Consider the following 16170-nt stretch of genomic DNA (forward strand, 5'->3'; position numbering starts at 1 on the left):
GCTCAACGTCGCCGGCCGAGCACGGCGGCGAGACTTTGATGCGTGAAGGGCTTGCGGATGCGCGGGACCTGCGCGAGCTCTTCGGGGAAGGCTTCGTTCTCCCCGTAGCCGGTCATGAATGCGAATGGCACGCCGAGCGCGAGCAGCCGGTTCGCAATCTCGAAACTGGTCTCGATCCCCAAGTTCACATCCAGCACCGCGAACTCCGGCGTGCGCTCGTCGATCATCTCCAGCGCGGCGCTGACGTTGCTCGCGGTGCGCACTTCACGAGCCCCGACTCTGCGAATGGCATCTTCGGCGTCGAGCGCGATGATGAAGTTATCTTCCACCAGCAGGACATCCTCGGGGGCGAGCATCTCTTCGGTAGCGATCGCCGCCGCGTCGGGTTGCGTCGACGTCTTGTCCACCCGGCGCACGTAGTCGCTCGGAATGAGGAAGCGGGCTTGCACGCCGGCCAGCTCGAAATAGATCTGCGCCTCGCCCTTGAGATCGAAGGGAATGGTTCGCTCGATCACTGCGCTACCGAAGCCGCGCCGGCTCGGTGCCTGGACCGGTGGGCCGCCCCGTTCGCGCCAGTCGATGATGAAGTTGTTTGCATCGTCCAGCCGCGTTTCGATAGTGACCGTGCCTCGCCGGTCGGTCAGTGCGCCGTATTTGGCGGAGTTCGTAATGAGCTCGTGAATCACCAGCGCCACCGCGTTGAACGCTTGCGGCTGCAGACGTGCGTCGGGCCCGACCAGTTGCACGCGCCTGGCGCCGCCGTTCAAGTAAGCGGCCGCTTCCGATTCCACCAGCACGCTGAATAGCGCGGGCCCCCATTGATCCGCCGTGATCAGATCGTGCGCGCGAGCCAATGCCTGAATGCGGGATCCAACCACGTCCATGAATTGCACGGAGGTCAGATCGGGGTCGCGGCTTTGATTGATCAGGCCACGGATCAGGCTCAGGATGTTTCGTACGCGATGATTGAGCTCGGCGATCAGCAGATCCTGCCGTTGCATCGCGCGGCGCCGTTCTTCCTCGGTTTGATCGGACAGGCGCAGAATCACTTCGAGCAGGCTGATGCGCAGACCGTTGGCGATGCGTCGATCGGCCTCGGTCCACGGCGCCGATTGACCCGTGACCGTCTCGCGCCACAACTCGAAGCTCTTGCGCGGCGTCAGCCGATCGCCGAGCGGGCCCGCTGTGACGGGCTTGTTCGGATCGCCGGCCCAGTTGACGGTGCGTGCCACTTCGCGCCGGAAGAAGATCAGATAGTCGCGAGGCAGCCTGGAAAGCGGCATGACCAACATGCCGGCGGCGCGCTCCTGAAACTCGGCGGCCTCCGGATAGACGACACGAATTTCGTTGGTGGCGTAGTTATCCGACGAGGCGAGCTCAGTTCGCAGGTGCTGGATCAAGCCGGCGAACTGCGGCGGCTCCGGTGTCATGCCGTGCAATGTAACCTGGCTGCCGAGCGACAGGCCGACACCGTCGCAGGTCAACTGATCGGCGATATCATCCAGATGTTTGATGATGCCTTGAGCGCGGTTCTCTTCGCCCACCATGTCCTGCACCAATCGATTGTGCAGCTCACGGGCGCGATTCTCGTAACCGCTTTCGGCCTCGCGCTCGCGGTTCTCCATCAGCAGCGAGAACATCTGTCCGAACAGCTCGGCGGCCGTGCGCCGCTCGAAGCTGACGTGCAGTGGGCCGTGGTGATGGCAGGCGAACAATCCCCACAACCGTCCTTCTCTGAGAATCGATACCGACATGGACGCGCGCACGCCCATATTGCGCAGATATTCGAGATGGATGGGCGACACGCTGCGTAACACGCTCTGCGACAGATCGAGCGGCTTGCCGCCGCATTCGGGCGCCGACTGGATGGGCGAGGGCACGGCCTCGATGTCGGGGATGATTCGCAGCCAGTTGCGTTCGTACAGCACTCGCGCCTGGCGAGGAATATCGCTGGCCGGGTAGTGCAGGCCGAGGAACGATTCGACGCCGGCGTGCGTCGACTCGGCGATGACTTCGCCGGAGTCGTCATGGGCGAAGCGATACACCATCACGCGATCGAAACCCGTCAAAGCTCGCAGCTCCCGGGCGGCGACCCGACTCAGCGTGCGCGCATCGCGCATGCCCTGCACGCGATTCATCATGCCTCGAACCAGCGCGCTCGCGTTCACTGAGCTGTCGGCGACGCTGGGCTCGCATTCGATCACGACCAGGCCCTCCAGCGTGTGCACGGCGAGGTCGAAGCGGCGGAGCGAGTCGTCGATATGAATGCCGAACAGCCGGGCGGCGGTGCCCGTCATGTTCACGATATGCAGCTGATTGCGCAGTGTATGGATGGCGTCGGCATGGATGAAATTCAGTAGCGAGCGACCGAGCATGTCGGCCGGTGCAACTTTCAGCCAGTCAGCGACGTTGCTGGATACGCGCTGCACGAACCAATCGGGCGTCGAGACGGCCAGCAAGAATCCGAAAGGTTGAATGGCGCCGAGCAGGTGAATGGGCTCACGGTCGCAATTGGTGAGATCAACGCAGGTGCCGATCGGTGCGCCAGGACTAGTCATCGCTGGATTCTAAGAGTGTTGAGGCTCGAAGTGGACTGCGTATGTTAGAGACGCAGCGCCGACGACTGTGTCCAAAATTGTACAGTTCTTTCCGACAAAAACAGCCAGGGGAAGGGGGCGATGACGGCGGACCGACGACCGGACAATTATCTGTTGCGGCTGCTGAGCGAGCCGGATTTCGCATTGTTTCAGCGGCGCGTCGACTGGTTCGGCGCGCACGCCGGTCAAGTGCTCTACAGCCCGGGCGATTCGATCGGGACTGTCTATTTTCCGTGTGGCCCGAGCGTCGCATCATTCCGGGTGGTTACCGAAGAAGGGCAAGAGATCGAGACCGTGCTGGTCGGCAAGGAAGGCGCGGTTGGCGGCATCGTCAGTCATGGCGACGTGCCCGCGTTCACTCGCATCGTGGTGCAGTTCGGCGGCCCCTTCCTACGCTTGCGGCTCGAGGACCTGCAGGCTATCCAGCAGCAGTCGAGGTATGCCGCGCATCTGTTCGCCCGTTACGCTGACTGTCTGCTGGCGCAGATCTTTCAGTCCACCGCCTGCAACGCTGCTCATTCCATCGAGCAACGGCTCGCCAAATGGATCATCGACGCGATGGATCGGCGCGACGACCGGGACCTGCCGTTGACTCATGCACAGCTGGCCGCGATGGTGGGCATAGGAAGAAATTATGCCAGCCGGCTGTTACAGGTGTTTCGCGAGGCTGGCTTGATCCGGACCCGTCGTGGCGGCCTGCAAATCACCGATCGAGCCGGGCTCGAGCAGCGCGCCTGTCGCTGTCACAACGCGGTCAAACAGCACTTCCGACGCGTGTTGTTAGGGGTCTACCCTAACGCCCGGCCGATAACGTAAAGAAATCCGGCGCCGACATTTTTTTGAGCTGCGCCGCGCAAGGGCGCGCGGAACTCATGCCAGAATAGCGGCCAAAAGCGCCCTTCGAGCTGCATGTCGACCGAACCCATCTTTCCCAAGCTCCGCATCGGCTCGCGCCTGGGGCCTTACCGCCTGATCGAGTTGATCGGTCGTGGCGGCATGGGAGAGGTGTATCAGGCCGAGCGCGCCGACGAGCACTACGATTCGCGCGTGGCCATCAAGCTGGTGCGCGTCGATCACGATGCCTCGCGGGTCGCCTGGCGGTTCCGTTCCGAACGGCAGATCCTCGCTCAGCTGGAACATCCCAACATCGCACGTCTGATCGACGGCGGGGCGACCGAAGAGGGCGTGCCGTATCTGGTCATGGAGCTGATCGCCGGTCAGCCCATCGACGTGTATTGCGAAGAGCGCCATCTCACCGTCGAGCAGCGAGTGCGCTTGTTCCTGCAGGTGTGCGCGGCGGTCAGCTTCGCGCATCAACGGCTCGTCGTGCATCGGGACTTGAAGCCCGGCAACATCCTGGTGACGGCCGAAGGCACGGTGAAGCTGCTGGACTTCGGCATCGCCAAGCTGCTCGAAACCGAGCCAGCCACGACACCATCGGACATGACGGCGACCCACGTGCGCGTGATGACGCTGGAATACGCGAGTCCGGAGCAGGTTCGTGGCGATCCCATCACCACTGCCAGCGATGTCTATTCGTTGGGTGTGGTGCTGTATCGACTGTTGACTGGTCGCAGCCCTTACCGCGAGGACAATGCCGCCGAGCGGGCCGTGGAAATTCTCAGCGACTCCGCGCCCAGCAAGCCGAGCACGGCCGTCAACGAAACTCGCGTCCGAACAGCGGAGGGCGAGACAGCGCCGCAAGCGCAATTTGCCCGCAAGCGAGTGCGACGCGCGTTACAGGGCGATCTCGACAACGTGCTGCTGATGGCTTTGCGCAAAGAACCGGAGCGTCGCTACGCCAGCGTCGGTCAGTTCGCCGAAGACTTGCGCAATTATCTCGACGGCATGCCGGTGCGAGCACGCGGCGACTCGCTGAGATATCGCGCCAGCAAGTTCATGAGTCGTCACAAATATGCGGTGACGGCGGCGTTGCTGGCGACGCTCGCGCTGGTGGCGGGCATCGTGACCACCACGTGGCAGGCACGCATTGCGGCCGAGCAGACGCTCATCGCTCAAGAAGAAGTGAGAAAGACGCGCGCGGTGCAGTCGTTCATGACCGCCTTGTTTGAAAAGAACACGCGTTTGCAGCCCGACGCGCTCAAGGCCCGCAATATGCCGGTGCACGAGCTGTTGGTGGCGGCAGGCGACAAAGTCCTGCACGAGTTCAAGGACACGCCGGCGGTGCACATGGAAGTCATGAACACCGTCGCGCGACTGCTCATCGATATCAACGAGTTCGAGCGGGCCAGTGCGCTATCGCGTGAGTCGGTGAAGATCGCGCGCGAGCAGCATCTCACCGACAGTGATGCCTACGTCGATGCATTGATTGGCGTTGCCTTCGCCGGCCGATTGCTCGGTCGGGGCGAGGAAGCGGCCGAGAGTCGTGACGAGGCGTTGCGAGTACTCGATGCCCGCAACGATCAAACATCGCTGCTGCGAGCACGCGCGCTTGGCACGACGATCGCGCAGTTCTCTCCCGACCCCATGCGGGAGATTCAACTCATGTCCGCGGCAGTGGACCTGTTCAAGGCGCGGTATCCGAACGATCCCGGTCACTTCAACTCGGTGTATGCGCTCGGTCAGTTGTACCGGACCCAGGGCGACATGCCCACGGCCGTCAAATATTTCCAGGCCGCTATCGAAGTGTTTCAACAGTCGGGCCTGCAAGCCTACAGCGATCTGGGCGCGAGCTACGCGTGGGCGGCGTTCTGTGAGATGCAGTTGGGCTGGGTCGACGATGCCTTGCGCGATTATGAGAAGGGCATCGGGCTGTTGCGCCAGCATGCCGGCGACGTTTCCATCTACACGCGCATTCATCTGGGCCTGTACGGTCAGGCGCTGCATCAAGCCGGCAAGACCAAACAGGCGCACGAATATTTCGATATGGTGCTGACGCCGGAGCATGTCGCGCATCCGACCGCCGTCGAATTCGATACTGCGGTCTACAAAGCGCACGGCCTGCTAGAGGAAGGACACGCCGGGCAGGCGCTGGCCGTGCTCGAACCGTATAGCAAACAGTGGCTGGAGTTCGGCAAGCGCTTCGTTCCCAACGGCATTCAGTATTTAGCTGTGCGTGCCCGTGCCTTGGCTTCACAGGGCAAGGTGGCCGCCGCGAAGGCCGAGCTGACGCACGTGGCCGAGTTGCCGCCGTTCTATGGCTATCCGGCGCAGAAATCGGATCGTTATCTCGCCGCCGTCATCGACGTCGCCCTCGCCGGCAACGATTTGCCTACTGCGCGGGCGGTGTTGGCGCAGGGGCCGATCGAAGTTCCCAAAGAGTTCGACCTCGACTATCTGCAGCTGGCGCTCGACGGCGCACGTTTGAAACTCCGCATGGGCGATACGCACGGCGCCATCGAGCTGGCCGACCCGGCGCTGGCCCATTTGCGCGAGCATGGGGGGCCGTCGAACTTCGCCTTCCTACGGAAAGAGCTACAACAAGTGCGCGATGCGGCCGGCCGCGGCGGCGAATAGGTAACGTCCAGGATGGCATCGGCATCGCGTTGAGTTTGTGCTCAACCGATGAACCAGGCTGCCGTGCTCGACCGCAAGCATCTGCTCGAAATGACCGACGGCGATGCGGAGTTCGAGCGCGAGCTGATCAGTGCATATCGCGACAGTGCCCAAGGTACGCTCGCCCGGCTTCGAACGGCGTTGTCGGCCGGCCAATTAACCCAGGTTATTCGCGAAGCGCACTTCTTGAAGGGCGCCAGCTTGAATATCGGGGCGACCGCGATGGCCCGATGTGCCGGCGCCATCGAGCAGGCGGCACGCGCCGGCGACCTGACGCTGGCCCGCGAGCAGTCGGAGCAGCTCGATGCCCAGGAGGCGGCGTTGTGGGCGGAGCTCGATCGGCTGTAGGTGTTCGCCGGGACGGCCGCGCCAGAACGTTAACCGGTTCGCAAAAGCAGCCTTTGCCGCCTCGGTGGCAAGGGCCGGCCGGAGGGCGGTGGCACGCATCCTGCTCCTTTCCTGTCGGGACCTGAGGCTCGCGCCAAAGGTTTGACGCCATCTGACGGGAGTCGCGATGTTTGAAATTCTGCCCAATCCCTCGCTGGAAGCCGTGCTGATCGCCGGCCGTGCCGTCCTGCTGATCGGCGCGTTCTGGATTTTCGCGTTGGCGTTTACGCGCTGGCGTCGGGCCGACGAGCGGGATTCGCAGGCACTGCGGGATCAACTCGACCGCGCCTTCACTGAAATGCGCACCCTGCACGAGACCGTGACGGTCATGAGCGCACGCATCGAAGCGATGAGCGAGCGCGCTGAAACGGATTCGCGCCGTCCGCAACTGCCGGCCGTCGTCGCCAACGCGCAGGCGCGCGGTTATGACCTGGCGCTGCGTATGGCGAAGAACGGCTCGGCCGTCGAAGATCTGGTGTCGAACTGCGGCATCACTCGTCATGAAGCCGAATTGCTCACTCGTCTGCACGCCGCGAAGTCACAACCGGAAGTCGCCGCCTGGCAGGCTCGTCAACAGCAGCAGGTTGCCCAGGCTCCGCAACAGCAGGCGCCGGCGCCGCAGCCCACGGGCCGCAAGCGCGGCTCGCTGTTGAGCGTGGTCAGCTAAAGCGCGAATAACCCAGTGCCGGCAGTCGCGCGGTCTGGGAAGTCTGTTCTTCAGGCCGTGACGAGCTCGCCGGCGGCGGGCTCTTGCCTGCGATCGACCAGGCGAACGCGAGTACGTGCGCAACCGCCACGTACAGTTCTTTGGGAATTTCCCGGCCGATATCTAATTTAGACAACGCGCCAGCGAGCGCCGCGTCCTCTTGCAGAGGAACGTTGTGCTCGCGGGCGGTCTCGACGATCTTTTCCGCGATCTGACCGACGCCTTTGGCGACGACGCGAGGGGCGCCACCGCCACTGACGTTGTAGTGGAGCGCGACTGCGATCGGTGGTTTGGGACGTTCATTCATGCTCGTACGTCCAATAAGCGCGCGGGACGAGCGCCGGTATCGCCGACCGGCATGCCGTGCAAACAAACGACTCGATCGATCTCGAGTCCGGCATCGCGCAGAATGGCTTCGAGCTCGCCGGCGTGCGCGGCCAGCGCATTCACAATAGATGGCGATTCGGCTCGCAGCTGCACGCCGATACGGTGGCCGGTCAACGTCACTTTCGCATGCAACGCGCCGACCTGGCCCAGATCCATGGCAGCTTCGACGCTCCACGAATCGCCGCCGCCCTGGCGTTTACGGGATTCATCGTGCTCGACGCGCAGGCGGAGCATTGAGGCACGATCGTCGTGTCGCACCGGCAGCTCGATCAGCATCGACTGCATCGCCGGATCCGGCGTCGTGTTGGTGATCTGTGTCGTCGTGAGGCGCGCGATTGCGCCTTCAGTCTGACGTGACAATTCATTGAGCTGCTGCTCGGTCCCGTCGATCATCGAGAACGTCGCCGGCGCTGCATTCAGCGAGGTCAACGGACCGCGAGCCGTCGGAGGCGCCGCATCCATCGCGATATCCGAACGAGCTGCGTTGGGGCGCGCACCGCTTTCGCGCAGCGTGCGGCTCAATGTGAGCATCAACGCTTTCAAATCATTCACCAGCACTTTGGGATCGGCCGCGCCGCGCGACGCATCGGCGAGATTCGCTTCTAGAAAAGTGCCGGAACGCTGGATCGCGTTGGCCAGTGTTTTAGGGTCGCCGAGGGATTCCGCATCAGGCAAAGCCTGCCACAGTTGTGCTGCGGCTTGCGTCACGGCCTTCGGCAGTTCCTCCGCGCCATTCTTGCCTTGGGCGAGCCAGGAAAGATTGGCGAGCATGAGCGCAGGGCTTTCCTGGCGAGGCACGAAGCGACGCATGGCATCGGAAACGACGGTGGCTTCCGCATCTGCGGTCACAGCGGTGGCAGAAGACAGAGTCTCCAACGCGAGCACCGGGCTGTTACGCAGTACGCGCACATTTAATACCTCGCCATTCGCCGGACCGGCGCTGTTGCCGGAAGCGAGGCGGGCGTTGTGCCGCTGACCGCCGATGTCGAGAAACAGCTGACCGCTGGCAGCGTCGCGCACGGCAATAGCCTGCAGGAGCGCGCCAACGCGCCACTCCGACAGCAGGCTCGGGTTGGTGCTCCCGGCCGGGCTGGTACTGCGAAAGTCCACCAGGTCGATACGCATGAATGAGTCACTCGTGCGACGTGCAGTTGCAACGTGAACTGCTTCACCAATTTAACGGCAGGGAATCCCCGAGCTTTAGCCTGCCACGGTTAAGTAGTGCGACGTGGCTCACCTAAAGCTGACCCCTGATATGCCGATATGAATCCCGAATCTGTGAAATCAGTACTACGAGTCCCTTAAGCAGCGTCATGAAAACAACTAAGCGTAAACGTGCCACCAAAGCCGCATCGGTCACCGAGGCGACGGGCGGGGACGTTATCAGCGCTGACGTGCCGGTCGCTGCCGCTGTCGTCGAGGCCGCTATGGAATCTGCCGTCGAATTGAGCCCGACCGCCGTTGAAGCGCTGGTCGCTGAGTCGGTGGTCGACGCGTCGGTTGAGCAGGTCGCTGCAGCCGTTGCGGCTGAAGCGGTCGCCGATGTTTCCAGCGAGCCGATCGCCGAAGCTGCGCTCGAGCAGGTTGCCGAAGTCACTTCTGAAGAAGCGGTCGCCGCCGAGCCGGTGGCGGAAGAGACAGTCGTCGCCGAAGCGGCCGCCGAGCCCGCCGTCGTCGGCGATCCCATCGTGGTGCTGGCTTCCAACTGCAGCGTGAAAGATGCCGCTGCCCTCAAGACTTCTTTGAGCGCTTTCTCGAATCACGGCGACGCCGTGACTGTCGATGTGAGCGCCGTCGAACGTGTCGATACCGCGACCATGCAGTTGCTGTGCGCCTTCGTGCGCGATCGCAGCGGTCGTAACCAGAGCGTCGCGTGGCGCGGCGAGTCGGCTGCTCTGCAGGATGCAGTGCGCCTGCTCGGCGTCGGCGAGCTGCTCGGCTTCGAGACAAAAGGAGTTGCCGCATGACGCGGATACTGGCCGTCGACGATTCTCCTTCGATGCGCGACATGGTGCGCATCGCGCTGACCAGCGCGGGCTTCGATGTGACTTCGGCCAGCGATGGTCAGGAAGCGCTCGATATCGCGCGCCAATCGGGTTTCGACCTGGTGCTCTCGGACGTCAACATGCCGGTGATGGATGGCATCCAGCTGATTCGGGCGCTGCGCGCCGAATCCGCCTATCGCCACATTCCCATTTTGATGCTGACCACCGAAGCGGGCCCGGACCGTAAAAAAGAAGGCAAGGACGCCGGGGCCACCGGCTGGATCGTCAAACCTTTCGATCCGGCACAACTGGTGGCGACTATGCATCGCGTGCTGAGGTAAATAAGAGTGGCCATCGATCTCGCTCAATTCCACGACGCCTTTTTCGAGGAGAGCTTCGAAGCGCTCGACTCGATGGAGGCAGCTCTGCTCAAGCTCAACCTCGGCGCCCCCGAGCCCGAGTTGATCGGTACGATTTTCCGCGTCGCTCACTCCATCAAGGGGGGCAGCGCGACCTTCGGCTTCTCCGAAGTGGCCTCGTTTACTCACACTTGCGAAACCTTGCTCGACGAGCTGCGTGCCAATCGCATGCAGGTGACCCGTCACGTCACCGATCTGCTGTTGAAGTCAGTGGACGTGATGCGCGAGATGCTTCGCTCGGTGCAGCGTAAGGAACCGATCGACGCGCAGAAAGTCGCCGATCTGCAGTTCGATCTCGAGCTTGCGATCGCGCAGAAGAATCAAGCTGCGCCTGCCGCGCCTGCCGCCGCTCCGGTCGTCGAAGCCGCTCCGGCGGTCGCCGTCGAAGCTGCGAAGCCGGGCTTTGCACATCGCTGGCGCATCAGCTTCCGTCCGTATCCGCAGCTGTTCGTGCACGGTAACGATCCGTTGCGCATGATCCGTGAGCTGAGCGAGCTCGGTGAGCTCAGCGTCAAGCTCGATGGCAATGCGTTGCCGTCGCTCGAAGAGCTCGAGCCGGAAAGCTGCTATCTCGCCTGGGATCTGACCCTCGACACCGAGGCCGCTAAGGAAGTGGTCAACGGCGTGTTCGATTGGGCCGAGGGCGATTGCGATCTGAAGATCACTGAGGAAGAAGTGCCGGTGCAGGCCGCCGCGCCTGTGGCCGCCGCCGCTCCGGCGCCGGAAGCCAAACCTTCCAACGTAGTAAACATTGCGGATGCCAAGCCCGCCGAAGCGCCGAAGGACGCGCCGCATCCGGCCGCTGCAGCCGCGGTCCACGAAGGACCGAAGGCTAGCGGGCCGGCCGACGGCGGCTCGATCCGCGTCAGCACCGAGAAAATCGACGAGCTGATGAACACGGTCGGCGAGCTGGTGATCACGCAGTCCATGCTGACGCAGCTGGGCTCGAAGTTCACCGGTCACGTCGCCGAGCAGTTGCGCTCGGGTCTGGCGACCCTGGAAAGAAACGTTCGCGAGCTGCAGGAAAGCGTCATGCGCGTGCGCATGTTGCCCATCAGCTTCGTGTTCAGCCGCTTCCCGCGCATGGTGCGCGACCTGAGCGGCCGCCTCGGCAAGCATGTCGAGTTGAAGATGACCGGCGACCAGACCGAGCTCGACAAGACGGTCATGGAAAAGATCGGCGATCCGCTGGTGCACCTGGTGCGTAACAGCGTCGACCACGGCATCGAAATGCCCGACGTGCGCGCGGCCGCTGGCAAGTCGCAGACCGGCACCGTGTTCTTGAACGCTTATCACAAGGGCGGCGCCATCACCGTCGAAGTGGGCGATGACGGCGGCGGCTTGAACAAGGACCGCATCCTGAAGAAGGCGCGGGAGCGCAATCTGATCGGCCCGAACGAAACGCTTTCCGACGACCAGATCTACGAGCTGATTTTCATGGCGGGCTTCTCGACCGCCGAGCAGACCACCGACATTTCCGGCCGCGGCGTCGGCATGGACGTGGTGCGCAGGAACATCAAGGAGCTGGGCGGCACGATCGAAGTGCGCTCGGAGTACGGCAAGGGCTCGCGCTTCATCATCACGTTGCCACTGACGCTCGCGATCGTGGACGGTCAGTCGGTGGCGGTGGGCGGCGAAACCTACATCGTGCCGCTGATCACCATCATCGAGTCGCTGCAGTTGAAGCAGGGCATGGTGAATCGCGTCGCCGGTCAGGGCGAAGTGTTCTGGTTCCGCGATGGCTACGTGCCGGTGGTGCGCCTGCATGAAGTGTTCGGCGCCACGCCGCGCACGACTCAGCTGCACGAGGGCTTGATCATGGTCGTGGAAGGCGAGGGCCGCAAAGTCGGCTTGTTCGTCGACGACCTGCTCGGTCAGCAGCAAGTGGTCATCAAATCTCTGGAAACGAATTTCCGTCGAGTCGACGGTGTGTCCGGCGCGACCATCCTTGGGGACGGCGCCGTGGCATTGATTCTCGACGTGCCGGGCTTGATCCGAGTGGCAACGCAGAGGCTGGCTGCGTAACGCAGCCGCCTCGCACGGCTGCCTGGCCAGGCAGCTCGCGATCGGATCGACGGCACGGGGCGCCCAACGGATTGCCCGGGCGCGGTCTGGTTTTTGTTTGGGGTTCACAAAAGCAAGTTGGGGCTCAAGAGCGAGCTAAGGAATCGATCGTATGAACACGTGGAATATTTCGGTGAAGGCCAAGCTGTTCGCAACCTTGGCGTTGGCGGGGGTCGTGATGATCCTGGTCGGCGTCATCGGGTTGAGCGGCACTAAATCTTCCAACTCCGACCTGGACGCGATTTTCTCAAATCGCTTCATGCCCACGGGCTGGGTCGGCGCCATCGAGACGAACGAGCGTGCGGTGCTCGAGAAGGCCGAGGAAGTCGTCATTCGACAGGATGCGGCATCGGTCAAGGCTGCGCTCGATCTGCTCCAGGAACGTCAGGGCGAAGTGAAAGAGCTGCTCGCAAAGCTCGACGCCACCGAGCTGACCGATAAGGAGCGCCAGATCGTCGAACAGTTCCGCGGTCACGGCGCCGACGTGCTCGGCCGGGTGCAGGAAGCGCTGCTCGCGGCACAGTCGGGCAACTTCAGCGCCGCGGAAAGCGCGCTGATCGAGAAGGCCCGCCCGGCCTACGAGAAGCTCAACGGCGCCGGCGACACTCTGCTCAAGACGCAGATCGAAGTGGCGCAGCAGATGCGCACCGAAGCGGACGCGTCGTTCAAGAAGTCCAGCGCCTTCATCATCGGCGCCATCGTGGTCGGCATCGGCTTGTCCGGTCTGCTCGGCCTGCTGATCATCCGCTCCATCGTCAGCACGTTGAACACGGCGGTGAACATTGCCGACCGTATCGCCAGCGGCGAGCTGGGCAACGACGTGCGTGTCGACAGCCGCGACGAGCTGGGTCGCCTGCTCGAAGGCCTCAAGCGCATGGACGGCAAGCTGGTTGAAATCGTCGGCGGCGTGCGCGGTAGCGCGGATGCGGTTGGCGCGGCGGCTCGTCAGCTGTCACACGGCAACGACGATCTGTCTCAGCGTACGCAGGAACAGGCGGCCGCTCTGGAAGAAACCGCTTCCAGCATGGAGCAGATGACCGCGACGGTGAAACAGAACGCGGACAATGCGCGTCAGGCGAATCAGCTGGCGGTGGGTGCTCGAGAACAGGCCGAAAAGGGTGGAGCCGTCGTGCAGCGTGCGATCGCCGCGGTGGGCGAGATCAACAACTCGAGCCGCAAGATCGCCGACATCATCGGCGTCATCGACGAGATCGCGTTCCAAACGAATCTGCTCGCGTTGAACGCGGCCGTCGAAGCGGCGCGTGCCGGCGAACAGGGCCGCGGCTTCGCGGTGGTCGCGACCGAAGTGCGCAACCTCGCGCAGCGTAGCGCCAGCGCTGCGAAAGAAATCAAAGGTCTCATCAACGACTCCGTCGACAAGGTCAAGGTCGGCTCGGAGCTGGTGGATGAGTCCGGCAAGACGCTCTCCGAGATCATGGAAAGCGTCAAGAAGGTCACCGACATCGTCGCCGAGATCGCGGCCGCGTCCGAAGAACAATCGGCGGGTATCGAGCAGGTGAACAACGCCGTCAGCCAGATGGACAACGTCACACAGCAGAACGCTGCGCTGGTGGAAGAGGCGTCCGCGGCCAGCAAGTCGATGGAACAGCAGTCCGGCACGCTGGTCACGCAGATCGGTTACTTCCGCCGCTCCGACGGCAGTGGCATCACGGGTTCGGGCTCGCATACGCATGCGGCGCCGGCCAATTCGACGGAAAGCGTGCGCCAGGCATCTCCGGTCACTCGTCCGCGTCCGCAGGCCGTCCGTAAGGCCGGCGCGAAGCCGAAGGCCGTTGCCTCGTCACCGGCGCCTCTGGCCCGCGCCAGCGGCGACGACAGCCAGTGGAGTGATTTCTAGTTCTCAGTTTCGGGCGCCGGTCACCGGCGCCCGACGCACGGTCGATGCAGTGAATGTCTTACTCATCCCGCACCGATAAACGCCGATACATCTTTTGAGAGCTGTCACTGACGCAGGCCGGTTGCCGGCGACAACAACGACAGACAGGTAGGAGATTCGTTTCATGACCAATCAAGTTGCCGCGCAGATCGATGCCGCCGCTGCCGGTTCCAACCAGATGCTGACCTTCACTCTGGGCGAAGAAACTTACGGCGTGGACATTCTGCGAGTTCAGGAAATTCGCGGTTGGCAGCCGGTCACGCGCATTCCGCAGGCGCCCAGCCACGTGCTCGGCGTGTTGAACCTGCGCGGCTCGATCGTTCCGATCGTCGACCTGCGCATGCGCTTCAACCTGCAGCATGCCGAATACACCCCGCTCACGGTCATCATCGTGTTGACGGTGCAGTCGGCGACCGGTCGTCGCGACTTCGGCGTGGTGGTCGATGGCGTCTCCGACGTGATCGACGTGGCTGCCAGCGACGTGAAGCCGGCGCCGGAGTTCGGCGCGCACGTCAGCACCGAATTCATCGAAGGTTTGGCTTCTGTGTCGGGCCGCATGGTGATGCTGCTCGACATCGATCAACTGATCGGCGCGGATGTCACGGGAGTGGCACTGAGTCCAGCGGCTTAATCGATGAATAAGTGAGTAACGGCTCGCGAGGGCCACCTTGCGAGCCGTTGGTCACAGACGAATTGTCCATATGCCGACTCTAGCTTCATCCGCTTCCTCCGCCGACTCCGCGCATTATGGACCTCAGCTCGGCGACGCCGAGTTCGACTTCATCCGCCACGTGGTCGGCGAGAACGCCGGCATCGTGCTCGGCCCCAACAAGCGCCAGCTGGTGCAGGGGCGGCTGGCGCGACGCCTGCGCGAGCTCGGGCTGCCGAGCTACGAGGCCTACTGCGAATATCTGCGCGATGCCGGTCCCGAAGAACTGGTCGGGCTGATCAACGCGATCACCACCAACGTCACTTCGTTCTTCCGCGAGAACCATCACTTCGAAGCGCTGGCTTCGTACATGCTGCCCGAAGCGATGAAGCGCAACGCCGCTTCGCGCCGGATCCGCATCTGGTCCGCGGGCTGCTCGACTGGCGAAGAGCCGCACTGTATCGGCATGGTCGCCGGCGAAGTGCTGCCGTCCTCGCCCCGTTACGATTTCAAGATTCTCGCGACCGATATCGACAGCGACGTGGTCGCTGCCGCGACCTCGGGCATCTACCCGGTGGATCGCATGTCGAGCGTGTCGCAGGAGCGCCTGAAGCGCTTCTTCCACAAAGGCAGCGGCGACAACGAAGGTAGTGCCGTCGCCAAGCAGGATCTCAAGTCGATGATTACGTTCCGCACGCTCAACCTGCTGCATGCGTGGCCGATGAAAGGTCCATTCGACGTGATTTTTTGCCGGAACGTGATGATCTACTTCGACCAACCGACGCGCGAGAAGCTGGTGAACCGCTTCAGCGAGATGCTGACGCCCGGCGGTTACCTGTGTATCGGCCACTCGGAATCCATTCATGCAGGCTCCGCGCCCTTCAAGCTGGTTGGCAAGACCATCTATCGTCGCAACGGAGGCGCCAATGGCTGAGAAACCAGCATTGGCCAAGGTATTGCCCGGCTTCGAGGGCATCCGTCGCTACACCAATCCGCAGGGCCAGGTGATCGCCAAGCTGCTGCCGGGCGACTTCTACGTGACCACTCACGATGAAGTGCTCGACACGGTGCTCGGCTCATGTGTCTCGGCCTGCATCCGCAACGCCAAGCTCGGCATCGGCGGCATGAATCATTTCATGTTGCCCCGTCCGAGCGGCAACGGTCATGACACCTGGGAGACCGGCGCCGCCGGCCGCGCCACGCGTTATGGCAGCGCCTCGATGGAACAATTGATCAACCGAATTCTGAAAGCCGGCGGCACGCGCGCCGACCTCGAAGTGAAAATCTTCGGCGGCGGCCGCGTGTTGAAGACGCTGACCGATGTCGGCGATCACAATGTGACTTTCGTGCGCGAGTTCCTCAAGCAGGAAGGCTTGCGCGTGACTTCCGAGGACGTGGGCGATACCTGCCCGCGCCACGTGCAGTATTTTCCGTTGACGGGCCGCGTCCGCGTGCGCCACCTGACCTCGAGCCATACCAGGGACGTGGCCTCGCAAGACGAACAATTCCTCAAGGGCCTGGAGAAGACGCCAGTGGCCGGCGAGATCGATCTGTTCTGACGGC

At 63.0% G+C, this 16170-nt stretch carries 14 protein-coding genes; 11 read left to right on the top strand and 3 right to left on the bottom strand.

Annotated features, from left to right (window positions below; translation table 11 throughout):
• Positions 1 to 2: 2 nt before the first annotated feature.
• Positions 3 to 2558 carry an HWE histidine kinase domain-containing protein gene (locus ACFPN2_RS04215; RefSeq protein WP_380595344.1) on the bottom strand — a complete coding sequence of 852 codons (2556 nt, stop codon included), beginning with the start codon at positions 2556 to 2558 and terminating at the stop codon, positions 3 to 5.
• A 120-nt stretch (positions 2559 to 2678) separates the two neighbouring features.
• Between ACFPN2_RS04215 and ACFPN2_RS04220 the strand changes: the two genes are divergently transcribed.
• The 4 genes from ACFPN2_RS04220 (at position 2679) to ACFPN2_RS04235 (ending at position 7167) form a co-directional block, all read left to right on the top strand.
• Positions 2679 to 3413, top strand: coding sequence for a Crp/Fnr family transcriptional regulator (locus ACFPN2_RS04220; RefSeq protein WP_380595346.1), 735 nt, complete (start codon positions 2679 to 2681; stop codon positions 3411 to 3413).
• Between the two features lie 93 nt (positions 3414 to 3506).
• Positions 3507 to 6074 (top strand): protein kinase domain-containing protein, encoded by a 2568-nt coding sequence (locus ACFPN2_RS04225; RefSeq protein WP_380595348.1) that lies wholly within the window; start codon positions 3507 to 3509, stop codon positions 6072 to 6074.
• Positions 6075 to 6122: 48 nt separating this feature from the next.
• On the top strand, positions 6123 to 6461 hold the full coding sequence (locus ACFPN2_RS04230; RefSeq protein WP_380595350.1) for an Hpt domain-containing protein: 339 nt from the start codon (positions 6123 to 6125) through the stop codon (positions 6459 to 6461).
• Positions 6462 to 6627: 166 nt separating this feature from the next.
• Positions 6628 to 7167, top strand: coding sequence for a DUF2802 domain-containing protein (locus ACFPN2_RS04235; RefSeq protein WP_380595352.1), 540 nt, complete (start codon positions 6628 to 6630; stop codon positions 7165 to 7167).
• On the opposite strand, the gene ACFPN2_RS04240 is transcribed toward ACFPN2_RS04235, so the two are convergent.
• Positions 7160 to 7513: an EscU/YscU/HrcU family type III secretion system export apparatus switch protein gene (locus ACFPN2_RS04240; protein WP_380595354.1), complete on the bottom strand. Its 354-nt coding sequence runs from the start codon at positions 7511 to 7513 to the stop codon at positions 7160 to 7162. The two genes, ACFPN2_RS04235 and ACFPN2_RS04240, sit on opposite strands and share 8 nt — an antisense overlap.
• The gene (fliK, locus tag ACFPN2_RS04245; protein WP_380595356.1) at positions 7510 to 8718 is read right to left on the bottom strand and encodes a flagellar hook-length control protein FliK; all 1209 of its coding nucleotides are present in this window, start codon (positions 8716 to 8718) and stop codon (positions 7510 to 7512) included. The genes ACFPN2_RS04240 and fliK overlap by 4 nt, the downstream gene beginning before the upstream one ends.
• A 188-nt stretch (positions 8719 to 8906) precedes the next feature.
• Here fliK and ACFPN2_RS04250 point away from each other — a divergent pair, with 188 nt between their 5' ends.
• From ACFPN2_RS04250 to ACFPN2_RS04280, 7 genes are all read left to right on the top strand, one after another.
• Positions 8907 to 9560 carry an STAS domain-containing protein gene (locus ACFPN2_RS04250; RefSeq protein ID WP_380595358.1) on the top strand — a complete coding sequence of 218 codons (654 nt, stop codon included), beginning with the start codon at positions 8907 to 8909 and terminating at the stop codon, positions 9558 to 9560.
• Positions 9557 to 9919 carry a response regulator gene (locus ACFPN2_RS04255; protein ID WP_380595360.1) on the top strand — a complete coding sequence of 121 codons (363 nt, stop codon included), beginning with the start codon at positions 9557 to 9559 and terminating at the stop codon, positions 9917 to 9919. Before ACFPN2_RS04250 ends, ACFPN2_RS04255 begins: the two co-directional genes overlap by 4 nt.
• A gap of 6 nt (positions 9920 to 9925) precedes the next feature.
• Entirely contained in the window at positions 9926 to 12022 is a 2097-nt protein-coding gene (locus tag ACFPN2_RS04260; protein ID WP_380595362.1) for a chemotaxis protein CheA, read from the top strand.
• Positions 12023 to 12173: 151 nt separating this feature from the next.
• Positions 12174 to 13919, top strand: coding sequence for a methyl-accepting chemotaxis protein (locus tag ACFPN2_RS04265; protein ID WP_380595364.1), 1746 nt, complete (start codon positions 12174 to 12176; stop codon positions 13917 to 13919).
• A gap of 163 nt (positions 13920 to 14082) precedes the next feature.
• Positions 14083 to 14589 (top strand): chemotaxis protein CheW, encoded by a 507-nt coding sequence (locus ACFPN2_RS04270; protein WP_129775075.1) that lies wholly within the window; start codon positions 14083 to 14085, stop codon positions 14587 to 14589.
• A 70-nt stretch (positions 14590 to 14659) separates the two neighbouring features.
• Positions 14660 to 15541: a CheR family methyltransferase gene (locus ACFPN2_RS04275; protein ID WP_380595367.1), complete on the top strand. Its 882-nt coding sequence runs from the start codon at positions 14660 to 14662 to the stop codon at positions 15539 to 15541.
• Positions 15534 to 16166 (top strand): chemoreceptor glutamine deamidase CheD, encoded by a 633-nt coding sequence (locus ACFPN2_RS04280; protein ID WP_380595369.1) that lies wholly within the window; start codon positions 15534 to 15536, stop codon positions 16164 to 16166. Before ACFPN2_RS04275 ends, ACFPN2_RS04280 begins: the two co-directional genes overlap by 8 nt.
• Positions 16167 to 16170 lie beyond the last annotated feature (4 nt).

Origin of the sequence: Steroidobacter flavus (genome assembly GCF_042651805.1) — a bacterium.
In the GTDB taxonomy this organism is placed as follows: domain Bacteria; phylum Pseudomonadota; class Gammaproteobacteria; order Steroidobacterales; family Steroidobacteraceae; genus Steroidobacter; species Steroidobacter flavus.